The 16,697-nt window shown below is 49.0% G+C and carries 16 protein-coding genes and 1 pseudogene; 5 read left to right on the plus strand and 12 right to left on the minus strand.

All coding sequences use genetic code 11. From position 1 onward, the window contains the following. Nucleotides 1-76 precede the first annotated feature (76 nt). From D0S45_16495 to D0S45_16535, 9 genes are all read right to left on the minus strand, one after another. On the minus strand, nt 77-1,468 hold the full coding sequence (locus tag D0S45_16495; protein TIH12923.1) for a HAMP domain-containing protein: 1,392 nt from the start codon (nt 1,466-1,468) through the stop codon (nt 77-79). Next, on the minus strand, nt 1,443-2,123 hold the full coding sequence (locus D0S45_16500) for a DNA-binding response regulator (protein TIH12924.1): 681 nt from the start codon (nt 2,121-2,123) through the stop codon (nt 1,443-1,445). Before D0S45_16500 ends, D0S45_16495 begins: the two co-directional genes overlap by 26 nt. A 54-nt stretch (nt 2,124-2,177) precedes the next feature. Further along, entirely contained in the window at nt 2,178-2,960 is a 783-nt protein-coding gene (locus D0S45_16505) for a 4Fe-4S binding protein (GenBank protein TIH12925.1), read from the minus strand. Nucleotides 2,961-3,119: 159 nt separating this feature from the next. Continuing rightward, nucleotides 3,120-4,397, minus strand: coding sequence for a phenylacetate--CoA ligase family protein (locus D0S45_16510; protein TIH12926.1), 1,278 nt, complete (start codon nt 4,395-4,397; stop codon nt 3,120-3,122). A gap of 104 nt (nt 4,398-4,501) precedes the next feature. Next, nucleotides 4,502-4,957 carry a YaiI/YqxD family protein gene (locus tag D0S45_16515; GenBank protein TIH12927.1) on the minus strand — a complete coding sequence of 152 codons (456 nt, stop codon included), beginning with the start codon at nt 4,955-4,957 and terminating at the stop codon, nt 4,502-4,504. 83 nt (nt 4,958-5,040) lie between these two features. Beyond that, nucleotides 5,041-5,802: an ABC transporter ATP-binding protein gene (locus D0S45_16520; protein ID TIH12928.1), complete on the minus strand. Its 762-nt coding sequence runs from the start codon at nt 5,800-5,802 to the stop codon at nt 5,041-5,043. After that, the gene (locus tag D0S45_16525) at nt 5,803-6,639 is read right to left on the minus strand and encodes an ABC transporter permease (GenBank protein ID TIH12929.1); all 837 of its coding nucleotides are present in this window, start codon (nt 6,637-6,639) and stop codon (nt 5,803-5,805) included. A 296-nt stretch (nt 6,640-6,935) separates the two neighbouring features. Beyond that, on the minus strand, nt 6,936-8,069 hold the full coding sequence (locus tag D0S45_16530) for an ABC transporter substrate-binding protein (GenBank protein ID TIH12930.1): 1,134 nt from the start codon (nt 8,067-8,069) through the stop codon (nt 6,936-6,938). 20 nt (nt 8,070-8,089) lie between these two features. Beyond that, a complete protein-coding gene (locus D0S45_16535) occupies nt 8,090-9,223 on the minus strand; it encodes a 2-hydroxyacyl-CoA dehydratase (protein TIH12931.1) in 1,134 nt (377 codons plus the stop codon). A gap of 509 nt (nt 9,224-9,732) precedes the next feature. Here D0S45_16535 and D0S45_16540 point away from each other — a divergent pair. Continuing rightward, nucleotides 9,733-11,418, plus strand: a complete 1,686-nt coding sequence (locus D0S45_16540) for a trehalose-binding protein (protein ID TIH12932.1) — start codon at nt 9,733-9,735, stop codon at nt 11,416-11,418. A gap of 9 nt (nt 11,419-11,427) precedes the next feature. Further along, on the plus strand, nt 11,428-11,847 hold the full coding sequence (locus tag D0S45_16545; GenBank protein ID TIH12933.1) for a LysR family transcriptional regulator: 420 nt from the start codon (nt 11,428-11,430) through the stop codon (nt 11,845-11,847). A gap of 79 nt (nt 11,848-11,926) precedes the next feature. Here D0S45_16545 and D0S45_16550 read toward each other — a convergent pair whose 3' ends face one another. Together D0S45_16550 and D0S45_16555 are read right to left on the minus strand one after the other, a co-directional pair. Next, the gene (locus D0S45_16550; GenBank protein ID TIH12934.1) at nt 11,927-13,582 is read right to left on the minus strand and encodes an alpha-keto acid decarboxylase family protein; all 1,656 of its coding nucleotides are present in this window, start codon (nt 13,580-13,582) and stop codon (nt 11,927-11,929) included. A 177-nt stretch (nt 13,583-13,759) separates the two neighbouring features. Further along, nucleotides 13,760-13,849 (minus strand): annotated as a pseudogene (locus D0S45_16555) (phosphohydrolase). 116 nt (nt 13,850-13,965) lie between these two features. On the opposite strand from D0S45_16555, the gene D0S45_16560 reads away from it, so the two are divergent. After that, nucleotides 13,966-14,370 (plus strand): osmotically inducible protein OsmC, encoded by a 405-nt coding sequence (locus D0S45_16560; GenBank protein ID TIH12935.1) that lies wholly within the window; start codon nt 13,966-13,968, stop codon nt 14,368-14,370. Nucleotides 14,371-14,507: 137 nt separating this feature from the next. On the opposite strand, the gene D0S45_16565 is transcribed toward D0S45_16560, so the two are convergent. Further along, nucleotides 14,508-15,206 (minus strand): HAD family hydrolase, encoded by a 699-nt coding sequence (locus D0S45_16565; protein ID TIH12982.1) that lies wholly within the window; start codon nt 15,204-15,206, stop codon nt 14,508-14,510. 86 nt (nt 15,207-15,292) lie between these two features. On the opposite strand from D0S45_16565, the gene D0S45_16570 reads away from it, so the two are divergent. Together D0S45_16570 and D0S45_16575 are read left to right on the plus strand one after the other, a co-directional pair. Next, complete coding sequence (locus tag D0S45_16570) at nt 15,293-15,961, plus strand: Crp/Fnr family transcriptional regulator (GenBank protein TIH12936.1); 669 nt, start codon at nt 15,293-15,295, stop codon at nt 15,959-15,961. Nucleotides 15,962-16,093: 132 nt separating this feature from the next. Further along, nucleotides 16,094-16,660 (plus strand): twin-arginine translocation signal domain-containing protein, encoded by a 567-nt coding sequence (locus tag D0S45_16575; GenBank protein ID TIH12937.1) that lies wholly within the window; start codon nt 16,094-16,096, stop codon nt 16,658-16,660. Nucleotides 16,661-16,697 lie beyond the last annotated feature (37 nt).

A 16,697-nucleotide genomic window follows, 5' to 3' on the forward strand; every position in this document is an offset into this window, starting at 1 on the left:
CCTTTTTGTTTGGTGAGAACATTATGGAAAATGGGGATTGCCTGTTGCTTACCCGGAAATTACACGGGTGTAATTTTTAGTTTCTTGGAAAACGGATTTCAAAAAGACTGCCGCCTTCCGGGGCATCGTGAACAGTTACGCTGCCTCCATGGGCCTGCATTACTGCGCGGACTAAACTTAAGCCCAGTCCTACGCCTTTTGTGGAGCGGCTTTTGTCTTCCCGATACAGCTTTTCGAAAATGCGGTCTCGTTCTTCTTTCGGGATACCCGGCCCGTTGTCTTGAATGGAAATTACTGTGAATTTGTCTTCAAGTCCGGTTTTGAAAATAATCTTACCGCCTTCGGGAGTGTATTTAAGGGCGTTATCGGTCAGGTTTCCGATAACCTGTAATATTCGCTGGCGGTCTGCTGAAATCATATAATTATTTGCACGATTGGTTATGTGGATGTTTCGGTCTTCAGCAATTATTTCATAGAGATCAATAGTTTCATTAATTATTTCCGAGCAGGAAAGAGGTTCCGGGGAAAGATGCATCTGTCCTGTCTCAGCTTCGGTAATGTCCATGAGCATGTTGATTAGCTTATCAATTCGTTCAATATCTTCGGCGCAATCCATGAGCACTTCACGCTGCTCTTCTGCGGAAGCGTCAGAGAGTATGGCTTGCTCAATGCGGGCCTTCATGCGGGCCAGTGGGGTTTTTAAATCGTGGCTGACGTTGCCTAAAGTGTCGCGCATGGCAGTGATCAGGATTTCAATCCGTTCCATCATGAGGTTAAAAAGTTCGGTCAGCTCGCGTATTTCTCCGCTTTTCTCAAAGATCGGAACCCTACTTTTCATGTCGCCGGAAGAAACTTTTTTTGCCGTCGCGGCCAGCTCTCGAACCGGGCGCAGCACATGACGGGAAAACATTATCCCCCCGATGATACCTAGAATGATCACTCCGCCAAGGACGATCATAAATACACTTTGCAGTCCTTCAACCATGAATTCCTGTCGGTCGGTAGTGCGTCCGGTATGCAGGGTGTATCCTGTTTTAAGCGGGGTAACGAGAATATCCAGATCATTCATTGTGGGCAGATCCAGCGGGTGCCATCCGGGTTGATTTGGTATGGCCTTTAGTTGGAGTGGGGTCCACTCCAGTTCGTCAAGTTCCTGCGGTATGGTCAGCCAGACGGTTTTGCCGTTCGCGTCTGTAATATAAATAAAAATATTGCTGAATCTATTAGCCTGATGCTGGGCGCGGATTGTTTTAAGGAGGGAAGAGAAGTCTTTGTTTTCGTAAATGTTTTTATAAGATTGAACACGTTCATTTATGCGTTCGCGTTCCATCTGGGTCAGGTAAAAATCAAGCATGAGTGTGCTCAGTGCGAACAAACAGAGCGTGCTGGCAACAAAGAGTAGGAAATATGAGGTGATTATCCGTGAGGAAGAAAGGTGTTTTTTAATCCTTTTTGTCAGTGAGCACATAACCGACCCCGCGGATTGTGGAAATCAGATTATTGGCAAAAGGCTTATCCACTTTTGAGCGCAGACGGTGCATGAGCACTTCCACCACGTTGGTCTGCGGGTTGAAGCTGTAATCCCAGATGTGCTCGAGGATCATTGTTTTGGTGACGACCCGTCCGGCATTATTCATCATATATTCCAAGAGTCCATATTCCCTTGCGTGAAGGATAATATGCGTACCATCACGGCTGACTTCGCGGGTGAAGCGATTTAGTATTAGGTCACCGACTTGCAATTTGGAATCTGCCGGTGTTCGGGATGATCTGCGAATAAGGGCCTGTAAACGGGCTTGAAGCTCGGCAAAGGAGAAGGGCTTGGTCAGGTAATCGTCGCCCCCGGCCTGAAGTCCGGAGACTTTGTCGTCCACGCTTTGTCGGGCACTGAGGATTAGCACTGGAGTTTCCATTGCGCGGCCCCGCATTTCAGCAATTATGCTCAGTCCGTCGCGGCCCGGAAGCATGAGGTCTATTATTGCTGCGTCATATTCAGTGCTCAGGGCGAAGTTTAGGCCGTCGTTTCCATCAGCAGCATGATCCACTGTAAAACCGGATTCGCGCAATCCCTGGGCAATATAGTCGGCAATGGTTATATCGTCTTCAACAATCAGTATCCGCAACGCAAGCTCCTTTGCATGGCAGTGCGGTCTTACTTGGCCGCACTGCCTGTATCTTTACCAGTGATATACGAATAAGACCAGATAGCTGGCAACCAGATATACGCCTATAGCGAGAGCTGAGAACATTGACGGGTTGACTTTGCGGCCAAGGAATTCAAGTGAAAGAGCGTTTGCTTTGGATGGACAGACATTATCCAGACAATTGTAGCAGCTTAGGCAGTCATCACCGCAGATTTCTTTTTTAGATGAAGGATTGACCTGCATGGGGCAGACCCGGTCGCATTTTTTGCAATCGATGCAGGTTTCAGTATCTCTTTTGATTTTGCAGAGTTTGCAGACCTTGTTGATCAGGTTGTATCCGGCTTTTTGAAAGCACATGTATTTGCAAAAGAAGTTAGGAATAAATAAGGGAACCAGCAGGACCGCAAAATGTTTGGCCTTGATGAAATTCCACGAAAATGCGGTGGATTTGTACATCACGATGTGGTCCCCGAAATAGCTGACCCCTTTGATGAAGAACAGATAAAGGAAAAATCCCAACAGTGGGTAACGCAGCATGCGTAGCCATTTGTCGTATGGCTGGGGGATATTGAATTGCAGTTTTGGGAAGAGCTTATTGCCGATGCGGGTGGCAAAATAGGAAGCACTCCCGAACGGGCAGGCCCAGCTACAGAAGAATGGCCCGAAAATGATAACGGAACCAAGTACGATGTATTCGCTTTCAAGTTCAAATTCTATTCCTAGAATTTTCATCACAATGTAAAAATTGGCGGCAAAGAAAAAGCGTATGGCGTCCCTTGAAAAAGTGAATGGTGTGTCTTTTTTATAAAGTTTCATGTTTTCCCCTTGTTTTTGAAATTAATTTTCATGTCCGGGGAATATGGAGGAGTACTCTTGCGTCCTCATTACCTGAAAATTACACGGGTGTAATTTTCCACAACAAAGCCCCTCTTTACCTCTCATGGTAAAGAGGGGCTTTGGACTCTTTGTTTTAAATTACATGAACCGCTTATCAATAACCCGGCGGATCTTTCCGGTGGTTTCTACTCTCGGGATGCCGCCGGAAGGTACAACCAGAATTTTGAAGGCCCGGATGCGGTTTTTTTGTCTGTTTGCACCAACTGCCGGAATATCATCACTTAAACATTCGTAGACTTTGGAAGTTAGTTGGTAATCATCCACGGCATCGCTGTCTGCGGCTTCTACGCGGATGATGATGTCAGTTTCTTCCCCGTTGAGGTCCAGTCTGATTTGAAAGACCGGGGCCAGTTCCCTGAAATTGCCGAGGCAGGAGCCGATTTGTTCCAAAGACATAGAATCATGTTGGAATTCGAGGATTTCATCAGAACGTTGCAGCAGTTTGAAGCGCGGGCTGGTTCTACCACAAGGACATTCCCCTTCCATCCATTCAATGTTGTCACCCACCTTCATGCGGATGGCTGGTTGCAGGGTTCGGATCAGGGAGGTGGCGATGATTCCGCCGTCATCGTCCTGTTCCACAATGCAGTGCGGTAGCAGGATATGATGTTCGGTTCCGGTGCAGTGTTCGCACTGAAAACCGATAGGCCCTACTTCGGCTGCGCCGTATCCCGCAGAGTGAAAAGTTGCGTTCGGCCAGACCGAAGAAAGGTAACTTTCCTGTTCCGTGGTCAGGGGTGTGGAGGCAAAGGCTACTTTTTCAATATTGAGCTTGAGACCGCGCCTTGTGGCTTCCTGAGCAATCTGGACCAGTGTTGGCGAGATGCCGAAAAGGGTGTTCGGAGCCATGGTTTCCAGATAATCAAGAGTCCGCTCCACGGGTTGGTTGTCGGTAATGGGCAGGATGTTGCAGCCGATCATTTCAAGGGCGCGGTAGCTGGTCAGGAATCCGGTCCAGAATGCCCCGGCCCGGATGCAGTTGGCCACCACGTCCGAAGTGGTGATGCCACAGGCCATGAGGCCGTAAGCCGCGCCTTCGCAGACTTCCCGGAATTCATCCAGTCCGTAACGGGCAAAGGTCATTCTGCCGGAGGTGCCTCCGGTGGAAAATTTATAGAACCCCCCGGTGGTGCGGGTGTAGAGGGCCTTTTTGCAGGCTTGTCCCTCAGTGCAAAGGACCTGCTTGTCGATAATCGGAATTTGCTTGAGCTCGTCCAGACTTTTTAGCGGCAGCTCAATTCCTTGGTACAGTTTTTTGTAAAAAGGGGCCTGAACGGCAATACCCAGAATCTGATTCAGCTTTTCCAGTTGGTGTATTTCAGCAGTCTTTTTGTCTGAGAAATGGAGATCGGTCATGCTGGCCTCCCTTGTTTGTTCGATGCTTGGAGCAGGGTTTCAAACAAATCGTATCAGATTTGGGGAGGAGATGTATATATTTACGGGTATTTTTTTGAGTTTGGTTAATTACGATTCAAACTGCGGGTCAGGTATTTGTCCAGTTGGTTGGTGAAATTTTGTTTGTCTTTGGGACTGAAAGCCGCAGGGCCGCCGGAAACAGTTCCTGCGCTACGCAGTTCTTCCATGAGATTGCGCATGCTCAGGATGGATTTGATATTGTCTTCGGTGTATAATTCTCCGCGCGGGTTAAGGCCTGTTGCACCTTTTTCTACGATTTTATCTGCCAGCGGGATATCTGCGGTAATCACCAGATCACCGGGATTGCACAGCTTGACGATTTCATTGTCCGCCACATCGAACCCGGCACCGACCTTGATCATATTAATGAAAGGGGATGTGGGAATAGTCATATATTGATTGGCTACAAGGGTAAGTTTTACTTCCCGGCGCATGACAGTCTTGAACAGAATTTCTTTTACGGCCTTGGGGCAGGCATCGGCATCGACCCAGATTTGCATAATCTCTATCCCTGATAATCAGATGGTTGGTTTAGGTTTCTGCCTTTACTAAGAGGACGGGGGATAAAAATCAACGACTGTTTTTAGTGCTCCAGCTCTTTTAGAATATAATCGGTCAGTGATCCGAATTCAGGCATGGCTCTGCTGCGGGGGCGCTTCATTTCAACATCGAGAATTTTATGGATACGGCCCGGACGGCTGGACATTATTACTATGCGGTCGGCAAGGTAAATAGCCTCATCAACCGAATGGGTGACCAGTACGATTGTTTTGCGGGTCATCTCCCAAACTTTGAGTAGCTCTTTTTGGAGCAGGATACGTGTGTGGGCATCGAGTGCTCCGAACGGTTCATCCATGAGCAGGACATCCGGTTCGTTGGCAAGGGCACGGGCAATTGCCACCCGCTGGCGCATACCTCCGGAAAGCTCATGGGGATAGGCATCTTTGAAATCAAGCATGTTGACCATGCGTATGTAGTGAAGCGCGTCTTTATAACGTTTGTCCTTATCAACCCCGGCAAATTCCGGCCCGGAAGCGACGTTATCCAGCACGTTCAGCCACGGGAACAGGGAATATTCCTGGAATACAAGGCCGATTTCCCCACAAGGTTTGCTGACCGGGCTTCCATTGTAGTGGACTGTGCCCGCGGAACTCTTCTCAAGTCCCGCAGCAATGCGCAGGATGGTGGATTTACCGCACCCAGAAGGCCCGACAATGCAGGTGAAGGAATTTCGTGGAATTTGCAGACTTACGCTGTCCACGGCAAGGATGGTATTTCCGTGTCCTGTAGTGAATTCCTTGCTCAGCCTGTTTATTTCTATGACTTGTTCCAGTTTTTGATTCATCTAGTCCGCCTGTCTGCGCCATGAAAAATGTTTGTGTTCAATGTGGCGGAATACCGCATCCATAGCAGCCCCGACAATTCCGATTGAGATCATTCCGGCAATTACTATATCAGTTGACGCCAGTGTAAAGGCGTGGGTGATCATATAGCCGATGCCGGAAAGTGATCCCGGAAGCATCTCTGCGGAAACAAGACACATCCATGCAATGCCCAGCCCGATGCGCATCCCGGTGATAATGGAAGGCATGGCTGCGGGGAGCAGGACTTTACGAAAAATCTGGTTTTCGCTGGCCCCGAGCACCCGTGCGGAATCGATGAGGGTTTTGTTCACATTGCGCACACCGTGGATGGTGGAAGTCAAGATAGGGTAGAACGCGCCGATGAAGATGATGAACAGCATGGCAAATTTTATGTTGTCCAGATAGATGTATATCTGTCCGGTTTCCACACCGCTTATGGTGGCAAGACTGGAAATTCCGAACCAGGCCATGACCAGGGGCACCCACGCCAGCGGGGGGATGGGGCGGAACAGATTCAGAAATCCATTGAAAAATTTGAAGATTACGCCGTAGTAGCCCATGACCACACCCAGCGGAATGGCGACTGCTGCCGCAAGGGCATAGCCCATGATCACCCTTACAAGGCTGACCAGAACGTTACCTGCAAGTGAACCCATGCTGATCAGGTCTTCAGTGGGGTTGAATACGATATGGCCGACCTGCTCTATGCCGGGCAGGATGACCTGATTACCGATTTGCTCCGCAAGAGCAATCCAGACCATAGCCAGCAGAGCCGGGGCCATTACAGGAAGAGTAAGTGACAAAGCACGTGTTTTCATAAGAATTTTGTGCGCTACGCGTTTTATGTATAGATTTTGCCTCCGGCGGCTTAAACCCTTTTCCAAAAGGGTTTAAGAATCCCAAAACGTTTTAATTGTTTGTCTTTGGGATATAGCGGAGAAAAGAGTTTGCCTAAAAAATAAGTACTTAATTTTATAAGGTTTTGGACAGTTCGTGTTTCGGAGGTCTTCTTAGCGCGTTACACGCGAAGCATACTAAAAAGTTTTGAGGGGATGGGGTCTGGGGAAGGGGAACTTTTCTCAAAAGTTCCCCTTCCCCAGCCGCCGGAGGCATCTTATTTCTTTAGGCTTTTTTCAACAAATGAGAAGTCGAACAAAATGGGAGTTGCAGCGGTGATATCCGTGTTTTTCATTTTGCCTTTGAATTTATTCATGCTGTTGAGCATGCTCAGGAATTCAGCTTCACCTTTGAGCCAGTTTTCAGTGGGATCGGTAGTGTAGATGATGCTGGATTTTTCCACTGCTTTAGCCGGGACTCCGATCCATTTGGCGGAGATTGCGGCAGTATCCTTTTTGTTGGCATTGCTCCACTTGGATGCTGCGGTCATGAGATCGGTCATGGCCTGAACGACTGCGGGCTGATCGGTAATGATCTGCTCGCTGGCACCCATTACGCAACAGGGGAAGTCGGTCCAGTGTCCGGCAGGCGGCAGATCGCGTGAATCAAGGCCGATGTGCCCAACATGTTTATGTTCGGCGACAACGGGGTGCGGCGCAGGACCAACCCAACAGTCAACCTGTTTGCTGAGCAGTGCCGGGATGAGATTGGAAGTGGACTTGAGATCAACCATGAGAATGTCCGCTTCTGCGTCGTTGGGATTGCCGGTTATTTTGAAACCGGCCTTGTGCAGTGCGCCTTCAAAGGCAATGCGCGGTGCGCTGGTGGGGGAGTGATAGCCAATTTTGAATGGTGTTTTTGAAGCCTTGATTGCGGCTGCCACATCTGCATAACCATTGACTTTGCTGCCTTCGGGGAAAACCATGCTCATGCCGTCAACATGCAGGGGGCAGAGGATTTTCATCTTGGTGCCCTTGTCGATACCGCTCATGAATGCGGTACTGGAAGCAAGGCCTAGGTCCAGACGGTTCATGGCGAACAGAGTGGTTGTTTCGGAACCGTTTTTAGACACAATAAGGTTGATTACAGCCAGCGGTTTACCTTCGGAGGAAAAGAGTTTGTACTTTTGCTTGGGGACCATTTCTTCCAGATAAGCACCGGAATTATGGAAATCCTTGCCTTTAATTGCCGCGACCATGATCGGGGTGTGATGGGTGGTAAAAATATATCCCATGTACAGGCTGGGAAGTTTGCTCTTCGCAGCCTGTGCAGCTCCGGCGTTGAAGCTGCATGCCAGCAGCAGTGCCGCGAGGATTACAAATCCTTTGTTAAAAAATCTTTTAAAGTTCATCCTTATCTCCTTGAATTGTTTTATTCAGCAAGCTCTACGAACGCCTCAATACGGGTCCGCAGTTGCTCAATGTCTGATTCAGAATAGTCTGTCTCGATGTGCAGGAAAGGCAGACCCATTTCATCTTCAACAAAATTTCGCAGGGTGGTGGACTCTGCATTGTAGGTATGGCAGCCCAGCCAGGTCAGATCCATGACCGCGTCCACCTCGAATGTTTCAACCAGTTCCTTGATGGATTCCAGTCTGCCGGGGTTGGGGCTCATGCATGAACAGGGGACCTGTAGATAGCGGCGGGCAATGGCTTCATAGGGATCTCCGGTTTCCTGCACGGGCAGGGTAAGGCCCTTCAGGCCAGAACAGTTTTCCATGCAGACCACATGGGCACCGAGTTCCTCGGTGACGGTGATAGCTTTTTCAGACCCTTTACCGACCGGGCATCCGGTCAGGAGTATGCGTAAGCCTTTCTTTGCTTCTAATTCCGGGCGGGCCAGATATTCATGCATTTCAGAGCGCAGGGTCTGTAGTTGCTTCAGGTATGTTTCAGGAGAAATTGAAAAACTTTTGCTTTCCTGCACCGCAAGCATTTCCCGGGCTGTGAGCGGGGAGCGTCTGTCCGCGCTGAGGATCATCAGTTCGTAAAGTTCTTTGCGGATTTTGTTTTGCAGAATAATTTCATTGTGCAGAGCTTCTTCTGTGACTTTTATGCCGGAATATTCCACGAGAAATTTTTCCAATTCACGCAAGCCGCTCATCCAATATTTAAGGGGTGCTTCACCTTTTTGGGTATGAGGGAGCTGCATGAGGTGGAGCGGTTTGATCGTCTCCATCAGCTCGTACATTTTCTTTTTTCCATCACAGGTAGTTTCAGCGATAATTATGTCGGAGAAGCTGAAAAAGGGGCAGGAGTCTGTTAGCGCATAGCCGTAACTAGATTTGATCAGCGGGCAGAGGCTGGCCGGAAGTTCCCGTTCGGCATCCTTGATAGGGGCCTGCTTTTTTCCGCACAGGCTGACCGGGGCAATGCCCGCAGCCCGGATAAGTTCATTGGGAGCATAGATGCAGTAAACTCCGGCAACTTTGCCGCCTTTGTTTTTCCATTCATCCAGTTCTGCCAGACTGTATTCTGAAAAAGAAATGAACGGTTTCAGGTTCATGGCTATGTCCTCTTTTTTTATTGATAAATTCTTTTTTACGGTTAGGCGGGCCCTAGAAAATCGGTATTAAATGATCATAGAATAATTGTTGAGTCCAATTGGTAATACAAATGATCTCAAGTGTTTGTGATCGGTTTTTGTGATGTAGCGGAGGGTTGGGTTGTTTAAAGCAGGTCTAATGTATTGTTTTGCGAATTTGCAGCAGAGGGGGCAGGTTTGATTGTGCGTATCGGTTTATTTTAACATATAGAAACATTCTACTCGGGCAGGCATGAAATCCCTTATGATCGATAGGCTTAGAGCATGAGTGAGTGTTTAATTAATTACTTATGTGTATCTATTTCAGTCTTCTTATTTTTGATCTACTTTTGTTAATGTGTTTAAATTAAACATGAAAATAATTTTGTTCCAAACCGTACGCAATCCCGTAAATTTTGCTGTTCCCTCCTGCTTTCTTTAATTGTGCCTCATACGGCATAATTAAAGTTTTTTAAGCATATGGAGAGAACATGAATCTTGAAGCCGCCATCAGTCAGGAAAATACCCCGGTCCGGGATGATTCCATCGGCCCTTATACATATGACGAATTTATCGAAGCTGCGCGCAGGTTTCACGGTAGCCCCGCACCGGGACTTATTCTCGGCGGATATATGATGGAGGAGGCCCGCAGGCATCTTCCTGAAGGTGCAATTTTCGATGCCATTTCCGAGACCTCATGGTGTCTGCCGGATGCCGTGCAGATGCTTACTGTATGCAGCACTGGTAACGGTTGGCTTAGAGTTAAAAATCTCGGGGTCTATGCCCTGTCTCTTTATGATAAGTACACTGGCGAGGGTGTGCGTATCCGGGTTGACCCCGAGAAGCTTAAGGACTGGCCCGAAACCGAATCATGGTTTTTCAAACGCAGGCCCAAGCACGAGCAGGATTCCGTAAAGCTTCATGCTGAGATCAGGGAAGCGGGGGCTGCTTTCTGCTCAGTCGAGGCTGTGCAGATTAAGCAGGAAGCAATGATCAAGCGCAGCAAGGGCGGCATCACCACTTGCCCCATTTGCGGAGACGCCTATCCCGGTTCATTCGGTGCCATCTGTAGAGGGTGTCAGGGTGAAAGCCCCTATGCCAGCCGTGATGCCGGACTCAAAGCTTCCACTGCGCCGCTTCCCAAAGGACTCAAAGTTGTCCCGGTTGATGAAGCTGAAGGCAAGACCGCAGTTCATGACATGACCCGCATTGTTCCCGGCGAAAGCAAGGGACCGGAATTCCGCAAGAATCACGATTTTACCGCCCACGATATCTGTAGACTCCAGATGATCGGCAAGAACCATATTTACGTTGATGAAGGCGATATTCCCGAAGGGGAGTGGGTACACGAAAACGAGGCCGCCCGGACTTTCGGACGGATCATGGCCGGGGACGGTATCTGTACCGACGGCGAGCCGAAAGAGGGAAAGGTCACCCTGCTCGCCGAACATGACGGGCTGCTGGTCAGCGATCTTGAAATGATGAATCGCTTCAATCTTGTGCCCGATGTGATGGTTGCAGCCCGTAAGAACGGTACTCTGATCAAAGAGGGCACCCGCATTGCCGGGACACGGGCCATCCCGCTCTATCTTTCCCGCGAGAATTTCTCCCGCGCTGTTTCCGCACTGGACGGAGATCCGTTATTCAAAGTGCTTCCCCTGCAACGCAAGAAGGTTGGTATCCTCATCACCGGGGATGAAGTTTTTAACGGTCTCATTGACGATAAATTTGAGTCTGTCATCACTGCAAAGGTGCAGGCATTAGGCTGCGAAGTAGTCCGCTCTGTCATTAAGCCGGACGACCGTGAAGAGATTCGCGACGCAGCCCTTTCCCTCATGAAAGAAGGTTGTGACCTGCTTATCACAACCGCCGGGATGTCTGTTGACCCTGATGATGTGACCCGCCACGGCCTGGTGGATGCCGGAGTATCCGACCTCCTGTATGGTGCTCCGGTACTCCCCGGTACCATGCTGCTGCTGGCTAAAGCCGGGGAGGCTAGAGTAATCGGCGTTCCGGCCTGCGCGCTCTTTTTCAAAACCACAAGTCTGGACCTTGTCTTACCCAAAGTAATCGCTGGGCAGGATGTGACCCGCAATGATCTCGCATCGCTTGCTGACGGCGGCTACTGCATGGAGTGCAAGGTTTGCACGTTCCCCAAATGTCCTTTTGGAAAATAGGAGGCGAGTATGCATAAGAATCTCGACCCGCCCGAAATGGGGTCAACTGCGGCATTGGCTGAAATGGATTCCCATAATCCCACAATCCGGCTGCATCTCTGGCTGGAAGGAGGCGAGGGCGTTTTCTTCGGCTACGGCAGGCTGCTCCTGCTGGACCGCATTGAAACCTGCGGATCGCTCAAAAAAGCATCCGAGGAACTGGGCATGTCCTACCGCGCCGCATGGGGCAAGATTAAACAGACCGAGCAGGTCTTAGGATTCCAGCTCATGGAGCGGGTAGGCAGCAGGCGCAGCGGCTACCGCTTAACCGAAGCTGGACGGGTCGTGCGTGACAAGTATTTCGAATGGTTCAACAAGGTTGAGCAGGATGCCCGCGCTAGAGCGGAGGAGATTTTTCCTTGGAAGTCTCGGAGTTTCGGGGAGAGTTAAGAGTCAGGAAAATCAATAAGGGCCGTACATGGATCAACATGTACGGCCTGTTTTTATGCGCGGGTTACAAGGTGGAATATTAAGCCTTCCAGCCCGGTCCCTTCACCACAATTTCGTTCAATACTCGCCCCATTTCCGGCGTTTCCATCATTCCGGTTACTACTTCGATATAGCATCCGCTGTCCGCTGTTGCGGCTTTTTGCAAGGCCTCTTCCAGTTCGCGATTGGTCGTCACTTTTGCGCTGAACCAGCCGTCCATACCCAGAGCTTCGGGCACTTTACTGTAATTCCATTGGGCCAGATCATTATAATATATGTAGGGATCTTCGCAGAGCAGCCGCTCGATGAGGTAGCCGTCATTATTCACGCAAATAATTATGGGCTTGAGTTTGAAGCGCGCAAACTGGCAGATTTCCTGTACTGTCATCTGGTGTGCGCCTTCCCCGGTGAGCAGCAGGGTGCGCCGCTTGGGGGCAGCCATGGCAGCACCGAAAGCAGCCGGAGTCGCCCAGCCGATGGAACCCCACAGTGTCTGGTTAAAGAAAACCGCATCTTCTGGAAGCCGGGAATTGACCAGCCCCATTGATGCTGTCCCGGTTTCACCCATGATGATGTCATTCGGTGCGAAAAAGCGTTCAATGCGCGGGTAGAGTGAGTCTGCGGTGATTTCATCCTCGGGATTACCCACTGGTTCGCCGAGTCCTTGCGGGGTCATGGGGATTGGCAGGGAAAGATTTTCAATGCGCCCGCAAAGTTCGCGCAACACGTCTTCCATAAGCAGATTATGATAGACCGCATGCCCGATGCAGACGCGGTCAGGATGAATTTTAATTTCGTGTCCGGGATCAAGGTTTACGGTAAAAGCCCCGGTATTGATGTCGGAACGGATGGTGCCGAAGCTGACCACCAGATCCGCGGATTCAACGGTCTGCTGCACTTTTTCATCGAGAATGCGCCCGTTATAGACCCCGATGAAATTAGGATGCGTCTCGGAAAGCGTCCCCTTGGCCATGAACATTGAAGTAAACGGCATGCCTGATTTATCAATGAATTCTAGCATCGGTTCATGCAGTTCATAGCGTCCGATCAGCGCGCCGACCATGGCGATAGCATTATTCGAATTTTTCAGCTTTTCGATGATGAGCGGAATGACCGTATCAAGGGTACTCTGATCGCTGACAGGCATGGGCAAGGTATGTGGTTTGGTGCAGCCCAGTTCTTTTAGTGCTTCATCCGCAGGCACAGCAATGTACACGGGCTGTTTTTTGGTCAGCGCGGCATTGATGCAGCGTTCCACCTCTGCCACGGTATTTTCGGCTGTAAGGATAGTGCTGGCGCAGACGACAGGTTGGGTCATTTTATAAAAAAGGTCGAATTCACCGTTGCCAAGTGAATGGTGGATAAGGTTGCCGTTGCGCTGCACCGAGCATTTAGGAATACCCACGATATGGAAGACAGGCAGGTTCTCCGCATAGCATCCGGCAATACCGTTAATGGCGCTAAGTTCGCCAACGCCGTAAGTAGTGCAGACGGCGGATTTGCCTTTGATGCGGGCGTAGCCGTCAGCGGCATATGCTGCGTTGAGTTCGTTGCAGCAGCCGATCCAGTTGAAGTCTGAATCTGTGCAGAAGGCATCATTCACCGGGAAGGCATAATCGCCCGGAACCCCGAAGATATCTGTTATTCCGATTTCTTTTAGCCGTTCAAGCAAGTGTTGGATAACTGTCTGGTTCATGGATAATCCCCCTATTATTTATGGTAAGCAGAGTAGCATGGTTTTACTTGCTCGTCTGCTCTTGTGGGGGATTTGTGTTTATGGGGATTTGGAATTCCTCGCCGCAATACAATTTTCAGTCTCCGCATCAATAATCTCCTGCAAACTAAGCATAAACTCATCAATCCCGGTGTACTATATCCCGTAGCCAAGGTTAAATACATGGTCGACTTCAGGTTGGTTTAGCCCTTGAGTATGCTGCAAAAGGGTTTCCAGCTTATCAAGTGCGTTATCTAACGTGCTTTGGGTGTGTTGCAGTAAAATTAGTGTTTTGGCGGTTAGATCTTGACTCCAAAAAACAAGTATATACTTTGTCTTAATTCATTCTAAAAAAGGAGAGTATTATGAATACAGTGGTAGATTTGACTTTCAAAGAAGGGATGCAAATCTCAGCAAAGATACGCGAGCATGAAGTGTTGACTGATGTTCCGGCTGATCATGGCGGTGCGGATGAAGCTCAGACTCCCTTTGAACTCTTCTTCTCTTCTATGGCTTGTTGTGCTGGTGTGTATGCTAAGCGTTTTTTTGAAAGCAAAAATCTGTCTACCGATGGATTCGGAATCCGTTTAGTTTGTGAATCCGATCCAGACCAGAATGGAATGCGGGTTTCTAAAGTGAATTATGAAGTTACTCTTCCGCAAGATTTTCCCGAGAAGTATGAAAAGCCTCTAATGCGCACTATTGACCAGTGCACTGTTAAAAAACAGGTCTTGAATCCACCTGAATTTGAGGTGTCATTCTTGAGATAACTTTCTCAAAGGCGCAGCACAATTAGTTGCGCTGTTTTTTAATGCACTAAGTGTGAGGATCATCCTGCCATTGCGTTGGATGATCCTTTTCCTTTTTGGGGCTTTCAGGCAAGTATGCAGTCTCCTTTGCAGTAAATTTACTGAGCCAGTAACGCCGGAATAAGTTCTTTAGCATGTTCCATAGTTATATAATCCTTACCCCTTAGCGCAGACTCATCCACGCACTCATGGCACCATGTGGTGTGGAAGGGGATATGCACTGCATTGGAACCGATATTAACCACCGGGAGTACGTCGGATTTTACGGAATTACCGACCATCACAAATTCATCCTTGCAGATGTCGTGGAAGTCTAGGCACTTCTTGTAGGTCCGCTCGTCTTTTTCGCTGACTATCTCAATGCAGGAAAAATAGTCGGCCAGCCCGGAACGCTGGATTTTCCGTTCCTGCTCCATGAGATCGCCCTTGGTGATGAGCATTAGCTTGAAATCAGCGGCGAGCTTGTCGAGCACGTCTTCGACACCGTCCAGCAGTTCCACGGGATGGCTTTGCATTTCTTTGCCTATCTCGATAATTCTGTTGATCTCCTTAGCGCAGTCGTGGCCGCCTGTGATCTGTATAGCGGTTTCGATCATGGCGATTACAAAAGGCTTTGAGCCGTAGCCCATAATCGGGATAGTGCGTGACTGGGTTTCTTCCAGCATCTTGCAGATTATGTCCGGCTCATTGTATGTGGGAAACATATTGCAAAATTCGGCTGTGACTTCCTGAAATATGGGTTCGTTGATCCAGAGGGTATCGTCAGCGTCAAAGGCCACTACATTTATATTATTCATGAACATTGGTTTTCTCCGTTTGTGTTTGTATGGGGATACGGTAAGGTGAAAAATTTAAAAAGGACATTTGTCCTGAACGGATAATTATGAAGGAAATTGAGAACGGATTAGCCCGTGAGCTTCTTGAAAGTTACGGGGAAAGGAAAAGCAGTAATCCGGAAAAACTTAGCGAGATTGAGGTGCACCCGGGTGAATTCATCATTCTGGAAGGGCAGGTGCCGGAGGCGGTTTTTATCATTCTAAGCGGAAGCATGAAGGTGCATCTGAACATGGCTAAGGGCAGTGAGTACCTTGTAGCCTTGGAAGGGCCTGGGAAATTGCTCGGCGAGGTCGAGGCCCTGACCGGAACCCCGGCGGCTTGTTCGGTTACTGCTTTGGGAGAATGCCGGGTCGCTGCTGTGCTGCCCGCTGATTATGAAACATGGCTGGCGGAAAATCACCGTTTTGCCTTGTTGGTGAACCGCATTCTTTCTTTCCGCTTGCAATCATTCACCAGAAGGGCGGCGGTGAATTTGAGTTATCCTCTTGAATACTCGGTACTGAAAATGATCAAGATGCAGTTTGAGGAGCACGGCTCGTTGGTTTTGCAGATTTCAAAAGAGGAAATCGCCAATTATTTGGGTACAAGTCTGCGTAGCATCAATCGTATTATCAAGGGCTTGCAAGATAAGAATATTTTGTTAGCTGCAAAAGAGATTGAGATCCTTTCCATGGACGATGTTGAGCGGCTCATGGAGTTACATGAGAATAAATAGTACTCATATGTGCTAAATCTAACATATTCAATTTATTGACTTTATTTCACTAGTAATATTCTATGGGATCATCAAAGTAATTGTCAGGCGTTTACGCGGTTTTGTGAGCCTGATTTAAACTGAGGAGGTTCCATGAATATTTCACGGCGAGGGTTCATGAAACTTGCAGGCGTAGGTGTCGCAAGTATCGGTATGAGCCAGCTGGGACTCGATCTTTCCCCGACGCAGGCTTATGCTGCCGGGCTGAAGATTGAGGGCGCGAAAGAAGTGATTTCTATCTGTCCGTTCTGTTCGGTCAGTTGTCATTTCATCGCCCATGTTAAGGACGGAAAGATTGTCAGCTGTGAAGGTGATCCGGATTACCCGGTCAGTGAAGGTGCTCTCTGTGCTAAGGGTGCGGCTATGCTCTCCATGCATAACAGCCACCACCGCATTGAAAAGCCCCTGTATCGCGCTCCTTACAGCGATAAATGGGAAGAAAAGAGCTGGGAATGGACACTTGATCGCATTGCCCAGCGCGTAAAAGAAACACGTGATGAAGACTTCAAACGGTTCAATGATAAGGGCCAGGAAGTTAACCGTGTAGAATCAATTTTCCATCTTGGTACATCGCAGATGGATAACGAGGAGTGTGCAGTCGTCCATCAGGGTGTACGCGGTCTCGGCCTGGTGCATTTTGATCACCAGGCACGTATCTGACACAGCGCAACAGTTGCGGCTCTGGCAGAGTCGTTCG

It is taken from the genome of Marinifilum sp. JC120, assembly GCA_004923195.1.
In the GTDB taxonomy this organism is placed as follows: domain Bacteria; phylum Desulfobacterota; class Desulfovibrionia; order Desulfovibrionales; family Desulfovibrionaceae; genus Maridesulfovibrio.